The sequence below is a fragment of the Mesorhizobium sp. M1E.F.Ca.ET.063.01.1.1 genome (assembly GCF_003998155.1).
Lineage (GTDB): Bacteria > Pseudomonadota > Alphaproteobacteria > Rhizobiales > Rhizobiaceae > Mesorhizobium.
Genome location: NZ_RZSC01000378.1, coordinates 1 through 5,660, shown reverse-complemented (window position 1 = coordinate 5,660; position 5,660 = coordinate 1). Strand labels below are relative to the sequence as shown.

Genomic DNA, 5,660 nt, shown 5'->3' with positions numbered 1-5,660 from the left:
TGATATGGCTGGGCGCCGTCGCGCAGGCCGAAAGCGCCAGCAGCATGGAGACAGCGACAATTTTACTAAAACTCGACCTACGCATTGGAAGACGAATAGGCCGAAATCATAAAAGGAGTCTTGCCAGCTTCCTTAACGCCGGCCGGAGGCAGGTCGTTCTTGGTGATATCAATATTTCGACTATATGCGTCGTATTCCTTTCCAATGATTTTGAAAAATGCCGCCTTGGCTAAAATCACGCCGGCAAATGACGAATTCCTGACAGCCGCCGTTTCGCGTCGGCGCTCTGATGCGCTGCATGACGGAACCTAGACGAAAACGCGGCGCCGAGCGGACCGGCAACAGGGGGCCCGCCGCCATTCCCCAACTGCCGCAGCGGCGCGTGGTCAACCCCTACCCGCCGATGGCGGTGCTTTCGGCCGACCAGATCGAGGCCATCCACCAGGCATCGATGCATATCCTGGAAAATTTCGGCATCGAGGTGATGAGCCCGCGGGCGCTGGCGCTGTTCGAGCGCGCCGGCGCCAGGGTCGATCGCGGCTCGATGAATGTGCGCGTCGTCTTCAGCGCCTCCTCGACCATGCCGCGATCGACGCGCACCAGCTACACGCTCACCCCACGCAACTCGGCCCGCGACATCCATCTCGGCGGCAACACCATCAACTTCACGCTGGTCGCCGGGCCGCCCAATGTGCACGACATGGAACGCGGCCGCCGCGCCGGCAATCTCGCCGACTATTGCGATCTCGTCCGGCTGGCGCAGCATTTCAACTGCATCCACATGCTCGGCAACCAGGTCTGCGCGCCGATCGAGCTTCCGGCGAACTCGCGCCATCTCGACACCTATTTCGCCAATCTGACGCTGACCGACAAATGCTTCCACGTCTCGGCGATCGGCCGGGGCAGGGCGCTGGACGGCATCGAGATGATGGCCATCTCACGCGGACTGACGCTCGAGCAGATGAGCGAGGATCCGGGCATCGCGACGATCATTTCCGTCAACTCGCCGCGCCGCTTCGACGAGATGATGGCCGAAGGGTTGATGACCATGGCCGAGTTCGGTCAGTCGGTGGCGGTGACGCCGTTCACGCTGATGGGGGCGATGAGTCCGGTGACGCTTGCCGGTGCGCTGGCGCAGCAGAATGCCGAGGCGCTGTTCGGAATCGTGCTGACGCAGCTTGTGCGCCCCGGCGCGCCGGTGATGTACGGCGCCTTCACCTCCAATGTCGACATGAAGTCCGGCGCGCCGGCTTTCGGCACGCCGGAAAACACCAAAGCCAACATCGCCTCCGGGCAATTGGCGCGTCGCTATAATCTGCCGTACCGGACGACGCCCGGCTCGGCCTCCAATGCCGCCGACGCGCAAGGCGCCTATGAGACGCTGATGGCGCTGTGGGGCGCAGTGCTCGGCCACGGCAATCTCGTCTACCACGCTGCCGGCTGGCAGGAAGGCGGGCTGACGGCGTCGTTCGAGAAGCTCATCATCGACGTCGAGATGATCCAGCATATGATGGAATTCCTGCGGCCGATCGTGGTCGATGAGGCAGAGCTTGCGGTCGAGGCGCTGGGCGCGGTGCCGACCGGGGGTCACTTCTTCGGTGAGCCGCATACGCTGGAGCGCTACGCAACCGCCTTCTATCAGCCCATGCTTTCCAACTGGCGGAACTACGAAGCATGGCAGGAGGCCGGCGCGCTCGACGCTACGGCGCGCGCGACGCGGCTCTGGAAAAAGGCGCTGGAGGAATATGTCCAGCCGGCCATGGACCCCGCCGTGCGCGAGGCGCTCGAAGCCTATGTCGCACGCCGCAAGGAAGCGATCGGGCAGGGCGAGCCGTGATGGTTTTGGAACGCTGGCGCAGCCCCTCATCCGCCTGCCGGCACCTTCTCCCCGTGAAGGACGGGGAGAAGGGACAAGCTCCGACGCTGACGCCCCCCTCTCCCCGTTCTTCACGGGGAGAGGGTAAGGGTGAGGGGCAGCGCCGACTTTTGCGGAGAGACAACTGCCTCCCATTCTGAATCCGCTCACCAATCCAACTCACTGAACCAACGAGAAGAACCCATGAAATCGCATGCAAAGGTCGTGGTCATCGGGGGCGGTGTCGTCGGATGCTCGGTGCTGTTCCATCTCGCCCGCCACGGTTGGACCGATGTCGTGCTTCTGGAGCGCGACGAGCTGACCTCGGGCTCGACCTGGCATGCGGCCGGCGGCATGCACACCATCAATGGCGACCCCAACGTCGCCAAGCTGCAGAAATACACGATCTCGCTCTACAAGGAGATCGAGGAGCTTTCCGGCCAGGCGACGGGCGTGCACCTCACCGGCGGCGTGCTTTTGGCGGCGACCGAGGCGCGGCTCGACTGGCTGCGCGGCGTCGTTTCGAAAGGGCGCTATCTCGGCATCGACCTCGAGGTGATCTCGGCAAAGGAAGCGGCCGAACTGATGCCGCTCCTCGATCCAAAGCAATTCGTCGGCGCGGTGCGCAACAAGGAGGACGGCCATCTCGACCCGTCGGGCGTGACGCATGCCTATGCCAAGGCGGCGCGGAAACTGGGCGCCGAGGTGGAGCGTTTCACCAAGGTCGAGGACATCGTGCGCCGGCCTGACGGCTTGTGGCGCGTCATCACCAACAAGGGCGAGGTGATCGCTGAGCATGTCGTCAATGCCGGCGGGCTGTGGGCGCGCGAGGTCGGCCGCATGGTTGGGCTCGAGCTGCCGGTGCTGGCGATGGAACACATGTACCTGATCACCGAGGACATGCCGGAGGTCGCCGACTGGAACAAGAAGACCGGTACCGAGATCATCCACGCGGTCGATTTCGACGGCGAGCTCTATCTGCGCCAGGAGCGCGGCGGCATGCTGATGGGCACCTATGAAAAGGCGAACAAGGTCTGGTCCGAATTCTCCACACCTTGGAATTTCGGCCATGAGCTGCTGGAGCCGGATATCGACCGAATCGCGCCGTCGCTGGAAGTCGGCTTCCGCCATTTTCCAGCCTTCCAGAACACGGGCATCAAGCAGATCATCAATGGCCCGTTCACCTTTGCACCGGACGGCAATCCGCTGGTCGGCCCGGTGCGCGGCCTGCCGGGCTTCTGGGTCGCCTGCGGCGTCATGGCGGGCTTTTCTCAAGGGGGCGGCGTTGGCCTCGCGCTCTCCAACTGGATGATCGAAGGCGATCCCGGCGCCGATATCTGGGCGATGGACGTCGCACGCTATGGCGACTGGGCGACGATGGCCTACACCAATGCCAAGGTGCGCGAGAATTACTCGCGGCGCTTCTCGATCCGCTTCCCGAATGAAGAGCTGCCCGCGGGGCGTCCACTGAAGACGACGCCTCTCTACGACACGCTGTCGGCCAAGGGTGCGCAATGGGGCGTGGCCTATGGGCTGGAAGTGCCGCTCTGGTATGCGCCCGAAGGCGTCAAGGACGAGTTCTCTTGGCGACGCTCGAGCGACTTCGACCATGTCGCAAGCGAGGTCGCTGCCGTTCGCAACGGCGTCGGCCTGTCGGAGATTTCGAGCTTCGCCAAATACAAGGTCTCGGGCGAGGGCGCCGCGGCCTGGCTGGACCACGTGCTCGCCTGCAAATTACCCAAGCCTGGCCGCATGACGCTGGCGCCGATGCTGAAGGAAGATGGCAAGCTGATCGGCGATTTCACGCTTGCCAATGTCGGCGCCCCCAATACCAACAGCAACGAATGGTTCATCGCCGGCTCCGGCATAGCCGAGCAGTACCATATGCGCTGCTTCGAGGCGCATCTGCCCAAGGACGGCTCGGTGCGCATCGAGGCGCTGGGGCAGAAGCTCGCCGGCCTTGCCATCGCAGGCCCGAAGGCGAGGGAGATGCTGGCCAAAGTCACCCGCACCGATGTCTCCAACGCCGCGTTCCCGTTCATGGCGGTTGCGAGGATGGATATCGGCATGGCGCCCTGCCTGGTCGGCCGCGTCAGCTATACCGGCGATCTCGGCTACGAGATCTGGGTGGCACCGGAATATCAGCGTGCCGCGTACCAGGCGCTGATGGCAGCAGGCGAGGAATTCGGCATCGGCCTGTTCGGCTCGCGCGCGCTCAATGCGCTCAGGCTCGAAAAGAACTATGGCTCATGGGCGCGTGAATACCGGCCGATTTATGGGCCGCTGGAGGCCGGACTCGACCGGTTCGTCGCCTATGGCAAGGAGGTTGACTTCATCGGCAAGGAAGCAGCGCTCATCGAGCGCAAGCAAGGCGGCAAGCTGAGGCTGCGCGCCTTCATCGTCGAGGCAGACGATGCCGATGTCATCGGCGACGAGGCGATATGGCATGATGGCGCCGTGCGCGGCTGGGTCACCTCGGGCGGCTACGCCCACCATTCGAAGAAGTCGGTTGCCATGGGCTACGTACCGAAGGAGATCGCCGACAGACCGGACGGCTTCGAGATCGAGATCCTCGGCAAGCGCCATGCGGCGCGCGTCCAGACCGCGCCGCTGTTCGATGCCAATTTCGAGCGGATGCGCGCCTGAACCAGGCGCGGATGTCTAGGCAGATCAGGCACTGCGGCGGTTGTCCAGCGCGAAGGCGCCGGGGCCGGCGAAGATCAGATAGAGGAAGATGAAGCAGAACGAGATCGCCGCGTCGCCGCCGTTGTTGACCGGAAAGAAGTCGCGCGGCATGTGCGCCATGAAATAGGCGATCGCCATTTCTCCGGCGAGAAGGAAGGCGACCGGGCGGGTGAAAAGGCCAAGGGCCAGCAGGATGCCGCCGGCGAATTCGAGAATGGCGGCAGCCGTCGTCAGCCCGGTGAGGGCATGCGGCTCGGCGCTGATCGGGAAGTTGAACAGCTTCTGTGAGCCATGTTCGATGAACTGCAAGGCGGTCATGGTGCGGAGTGCGCCCAGAGCCTGCGGTCGGTATTGGGCAAGGCCTTCGAAAAGCTTCATCTAAAACTCCATTTTACCCCTCGCGACTGGCCATAAGTTATCGTGCGACAATGGACCACTCACTTCCCTCCGCCTGCCGTCAACATTCGGTGAGTGGCATGGTTTCATCGGTCTGGTGCGCTCTCGCAATAGTTGCAATTGTCTCCCTGTGGTTGTATTGATATTCGGATACACCAAACCATGCGGGAATCCCTTTGCCATGAAAAAAGTCGCCATCAGCCTATTCGCACTCCTTGCAGGCACGAGCTTCGCCATGGCCGGCGACGCGGGCTGCGATTCCTTCAAATGGCCGGTCACGCGAGAGCAGGCTCTGTTTCCGGCGGCGCCAGCCGCGCAGTCCGGCGCTACGCTAGCGGTCGGGCAAGCGGTGGATTTCTCGCTCGCAGCGGTCGACGTGGTCAGCTTTGAAGTGCCGCCGCAACGTGCACCGGCAGCCGGCACGTTCGGCGCGACTGCAAGCGTGACCGTGCCGCCTGAAGGCGAGCTCCAGTTCAGCCTGTCCGATGAGGCCTGGATCGATATCGTGCAGGACGGCCATGCCGTGAAGTCGGCGGGTTTCAGCGGCGTGAAGACCTGCCCGGGCATTCGCAAGAGCGTACGCTTCAAGCTGTCCGCCGGTCCGGCCACGGTGCAGCTCAGCGGCGCGAAGACGCCCGACCTCAAAGTGGCGGTGCTGACGCCGGAGTGACACCTGGGAGGGCCAGCGCCGGCGGGACAAGCGCCCCCTCTGTTCTGTCTATCC

Annotated in this window: 5 protein-coding genes; 4 read left to right on the top strand and 1 reads right to left on the bottom strand. The window is 63.6% G+C overall.

The window, feature by feature from the left end:
• The 3 genes from EOA29_RS42290 to EOA29_RS23060 form a co-directional block, all read left to right on the top strand.
• Positions 1–233: hypothetical protein (locus tag EOA29_RS42290; RefSeq protein WP_210213166.1), on the top strand; the 233-nt coding region annotated here is incomplete at its 5' end.
• Positions 234–298: 65 nt separating this feature from the next.
• On the top strand, positions 299–1,837 hold the full coding sequence (locus EOA29_RS23070; protein WP_145969752.1) for a trimethylamine methyltransferase family protein: 1,539 nt from the start codon (positions 299–301) through the stop codon (positions 1,835–1,837).
• Positions 1,838–2,059: 222 nt separating this feature from the next.
• Positions 2,060–4,501, top strand: a complete 2,442-nt coding sequence (locus EOA29_RS23060) for an FAD-dependent oxidoreductase (protein ID WP_126093023.1) — start codon at positions 2,060–2,062, stop codon at positions 4,499–4,501.
• Between the two features lie 24 nt (positions 4,502–4,525).
• Here EOA29_RS23060 and EOA29_RS23055 read toward each other — a convergent pair whose 3' ends face one another.
• Positions 4,526–4,918 (bottom strand): DoxX family protein, encoded by a 393-nt coding sequence (locus EOA29_RS23055; protein ID WP_126093024.1) that lies wholly within the window; start codon positions 4,916–4,918, stop codon positions 4,526–4,528.
• 199 nt (positions 4,919–5,117) lie between these two features.
• Here EOA29_RS23055 and EOA29_RS23050 point away from each other — a divergent pair, with 199 nt between their 5' ends.
• Positions 5,118–5,606 (top strand): hypothetical protein, encoded by a 489-nt coding sequence (locus EOA29_RS23050; protein ID WP_126093025.1) that lies wholly within the window; start codon positions 5,118–5,120, stop codon positions 5,604–5,606.
• Positions 5,607–5,660 lie beyond the last annotated feature (54 nt).